Origin of the sequence: Pseudopedobacter sp. (assembly GCF_040392825.1) — a bacterium.
GTDB lineage: Bacteria > Bacteroidota > Bacteroidia > Sphingobacteriales > Sphingobacteriaceae > Pseudopedobacter.
In genome coordinates, this window is the sequence record NZ_JBEBVH010000302.1 from 1 (window position 1) to 4,402 (window position 4,402).

Below are 4,402 nucleotides of genomic sequence, written 5' to 3' on the forward strand. Positions count from 1 at the left end.
ACATTGAATACGACTAATATCAAAAATAAAAATTTCATGTGGACTAGTAGCTTTAATATAAGCTTTAATAATAATAAAGTCCTCGCACTCGCCGAATCAGAAAGCAATATGCTTACTCCTATGATATGGGATAGTGGCTATAATGGTGTGCCTTTATATATCACTGAAATTGGACGACCTATTTCTATGTTCTATGGCTATGTTTGGGATGGAGTATATACATTGAATGATTTTGAGGATACTGGAGGCGGCAACTACACCTTAAAAAGTAATGTGCCTTCAAATGGAGCTGCCAGAACAAGTATAAGACCCGGAAATATCAAATTTAAGGACCTAAATGGCGACGGTCTTATAGACTCTAAGGACGCTACTGTTCTTGGCGATGGTGTTCCTAAACATATGGGTGGCTTTTCAAATAACTTCAGCTACAAGCGATTTAAACTGAATGTATTCTTCCAATGGTCGTATGGTAACGATGTATATAACGCAAATCGGCTTATGCTTGAGGAGAATGTTGGAAATCGCTCACATTTGAATCAATTTGCAAGCTATGCAAATAGATGGAGCTTTGAAAACCAGGAAAGTCTTATCCCGCTTAATAACGGACAAACTCACTACGGGACTTATTCTTCAAGAGTATTAGAAGATGCTTCTTATCTGCGGCTGAAAACTTTGAGTTTATCTTATACTGTTCCTCCAAAATATATCAGTAGGGTAGGATTAGGTACGCTTAGTCTTTCCGCAAATTTGCAGAATGTGTTAACCTGGACTAATTACTCAGGAATGGATCCGGAAGTGGGCATTAGAAGTACGGCTTTAACGCCCGGGTTTGATTATTCTGCATATCCGCATGCCAGAACCGCTACTTTTAGACTTACGGCTACATTTTAATTATGAATAATATAATTGGAGAAATGAAAACAATAAGCAATAAAATATCAATCGGAATTTGTACTGTAATAATTTGTTTATTCAGTTCGGGATGTGAAAAATTTTTGGATACTAAACCGGCAGATTTTTATGGTCCGGAAGAATACTTTAATACTGAAGGAGATTTAAATAGAGCATTAATTGGTGTATATGATCCTTTAGGCTCATCTGAGTTATATTCATATAATCTCAGCAGTATGTTTGGTACCGAAGCAGATGAAGGTTATTATAACAGAAGCTCGGCAGAAGGCCCGCAGATATACGATTTTACATCAGCTCACACCCGTATAAGGACAACCTGGCAAAAATTATATCAGGGTATAGATAGGGCTAATGTGCTGTTAGCCAATGTTAATAAACCGGAAATGAGCAATAGTGCCAGGAACATAATCATTGGAGAAGCAAAATTCCTACGCGCATTTTATTATTTTATTTTAGTAAGCAATTGGGGCGGGGTACCTCTGGTACTTGAGCCTACAAATAATCCAATTGGTAACAGTATTGCCCGAAGTACGGATAAAGAAATATACGACTTCATATTAAAAGAGATGAAAGAGGCTGAGGGTAAAGTACGTACCATACAGTCTGTTGGTCATGCTGGCAGGGTTACTAAATCTGCTGTTCAGGGTATTTTAGCAAGAGTATGCTTATATATGGCCGGTTACCCTCTAATGGATGTTTCCAAATATGCTGAAGCCAGAGACTGGGCAAAGAAAGTTATGGATGCTGGTCATGCACTGAATTCTGATTATAAGCAAATATTTATTAATTATGCTCAGGATAAATATGATATAAATGAAAGTATCTGGGAAGTAGAATTTTGGGGCAACGGAGCAGATTCTTTTTCGGAAGCTGGTTGGGTTGGTGTCAGACTTGGTATTGCTACAACTGATGTTTCGCTTGGCCACTCATATGGTATTATCAGGACAACAGAGAAGTATTTCAGGCTTTTTGAAACTGACGATTTAAGGCGGGATTGGACTATTGCCCCTTTTAAATATAGTGGAAAGAATAAAGTTAATCACGCTGCAAGTGCTATTTATGACAGGGATATTGGTAAATGGCGTCGTGAATATGAACGTGACCATAGTACAAGTTTAACTGCACAAAACTACCCATTATTAAGATATGCTGATGTCTTATTAATGTACGCAGAAGCTGATGTTATGGCAAGCGGTACAGTAAACACTGCTGCAGTAAATGCATATAATCAAGTAAGAAGACGTGGTTTTGGAGAATATATGTTTGGCAAGTTTATTAAATCGATTAAGGTTAATAGTGGCGGTACGGGGTATACAGATGTCAAAATAGAGTTGGAAGGTGGTGGTGGTACAGGGGCCGAAGCTACAGCAATAGTTGAAGGCGGAGCAATAACAGGTATACAAGTTACTAAAAGAGGAACTGGTTACACTCAGGTACCGAATGTTAAAATCGTTGGGACTCCCACTAATGCGGCTTCTGCTACAGCTATTTTATCTGATTTTGATTATGATTTAACTGCCTCCCAAGCTGATCCACGACCAGATATTCATTTCTTAGAAGCAATTAAAAATGAGCGTTCAAGAGAACTAGGCTTTGAGGGATTAAGAAAGTATGATTTGATAAGGTGGGGGGATTTCTTAACAGTCATGAAAGATATGGAAGTTGAAATATCGACAAGTAATGCACCTTCCTATGCTTCATGGGCTTTTAGAAATGTTGGGCCAAAAAACTTATTGTTTCCAATTCCTGTCCGGGAGATAGCGTTGAATAACAAATTAATTCAAAATCCGAATTGGTAATCATTCATACAATTAAATATAAGTTATGAAAACGAATTTTTTTTATATCATTCTATTAATCGTTGCCTTATCTTCCTGTACAAAGGAAACTGAAAAAATGTCTCCTGGCACTATTAAGATTATTCCGTTTGATGCGAAGTTAAGTACTACAGAATTTAAAGTAGGAGAGCCAGTGAATTTTCAAATGCAAGGCAATGCTGACACTATTTTATTTTATTCTGGTGAATTTGGAAAGGACTATAATTATATCAAAGGCAGAGAAGTGACTATTGAAAAGCCTACTTTAACAATTCGAACGAATTCTAACTACGGAGAGCAAAAATCACTTTCGATTTTGCTTTCACAGAATTTCAATGGAGATTATAGTTATTCAGGTATTAATGCAGCTACGTGGAAAGACATGACATCAAAGTTTAATATACCAACTCCTACAGGAGCTACTGCTATTAATTTTACATCTGCTCCGGTGGAAATTACGGAGTTTATTGAGGTAGACAAACCTTATTATATTGCAGTAAGAAATGATATAAAAACCAGCTCCACAGGTAACAGACCCACTCAATGGTATTTTTATGGTACTAATGGATTTGCATTTACAGGTTTAGTAAATGGTAGTCCTACAGATATATCTGCCTTTGGTGATATGGGATGGAAAATTGCGGTAAATGGATATTTAGGAGGTGAATTGGATGGCACCAGAGGACCTCGGGTATCCCCCAATAATTCATCTTCTCCTACTAGCCTGTTTTTAGCAAGAAATTCTACTTCGACTGAAGCAATGGATGCTTGGGCGGTTACAAAAGTATTCTCTAGTAAAACTAATCTTGGACCTGATAAAGGTACTATCATTAAAAGTGCAGAAACTGCTCTACCCTTAGAAAAATATACTTATATGTATTCAGCTCCCGGAGAATATAATGTAACTTTTCAAGGAAGAAATAAAGATGGTGGCCGTACACTAGTTCAACAAAAAATTACAGTAATTCCTTAATGGTATTAAAATATAAAATGAATTATGAATATGCTAAAAAAAACATATATACTGCTATTAGTCACAATAATTAGTGCATGTAGTAAAACCATGGAGCTTGATGCATTAGATTTTGACGCTTCAATAGCCCAAGAAACGGTAAAAGCGGGAGACCAAATAACTTTTGATTTAAAGGGTAATGCTAATATTGTAACGTTTTATTCAGGAGAAATTGGAAAAGATTATCAATATCGAGAAGGCAGACCATTGGAATTATTTGAGCCGCAGGTTTCATTTTCATCGAATGCTAATTACGGAACACAAAAGGATCAAATGTCTATACTCGTTTCTACAGAATTCAATGGAGATTTTACTCCTGCAGGTATCAAAGCAAGTTTTGATGCAGGAGAATGGGTAGATATTTCTGATGAATTTTATATGCCTGAAAGGGCAACACCTGCAGTGACGGTACCATCGGGAACTTTTGATCTGTCCAATATAATAACTGCTGAAAAAAAAGGCCTTTATTTCGCTTATCGTAATCAGGTTAAACCAGATGCAATTGCAGAGCCTGTAACTCAGTGGACAATGTCAAGATTTTTACTTACTGTCAATACATTAACAGGCAGGCAAACTCTGGTTGATCAGGGGAGTGCAGGCTGGTCAGTTATTATGGCTCGGGATTTAGATCCTAAAGACCCTGTAATTCAAGCAACAAGTG

General features: G+C 37.0%; 3 protein-coding genes and 1 pseudogene. All 4 read left to right on the top strand.

The genetic code is table 11. The annotated features are described in order from the left end of the window. Positions 1–891: pseudogene (locus tag ABWO41_RS15840) on the top strand (SusC/RagA family TonB-linked outer membrane protein); the annotation flags it as partial. 2 nt (positions 892–893) lie between these two features. Further along, a complete protein-coding gene (locus tag ABWO41_RS15845; RefSeq protein WP_353140134.1) occupies positions 894–2,711 on the top strand; it encodes a RagB/SusD family nutrient uptake outer membrane protein in 1,818 nt (605 codons plus the stop codon). Positions 2,712–2,736: 25 nt separating this feature from the next. Then, on the top strand, positions 2,737–3,702 hold the full coding sequence (locus ABWO41_RS15850) for a DUF5017 domain-containing protein (RefSeq protein WP_353140136.1): 966 nt from the start codon (positions 2,737–2,739) through the stop codon (positions 3,700–3,702). 30 nt (positions 3,703–3,732) lie between these two features. Beyond that, a partial coding sequence (locus ABWO41_RS15855; RefSeq protein ID WP_353140138.1) for a DUF5017 domain-containing protein occupies positions 3,733–4,402 on the top strand: 670 nt, incomplete at its 3' end.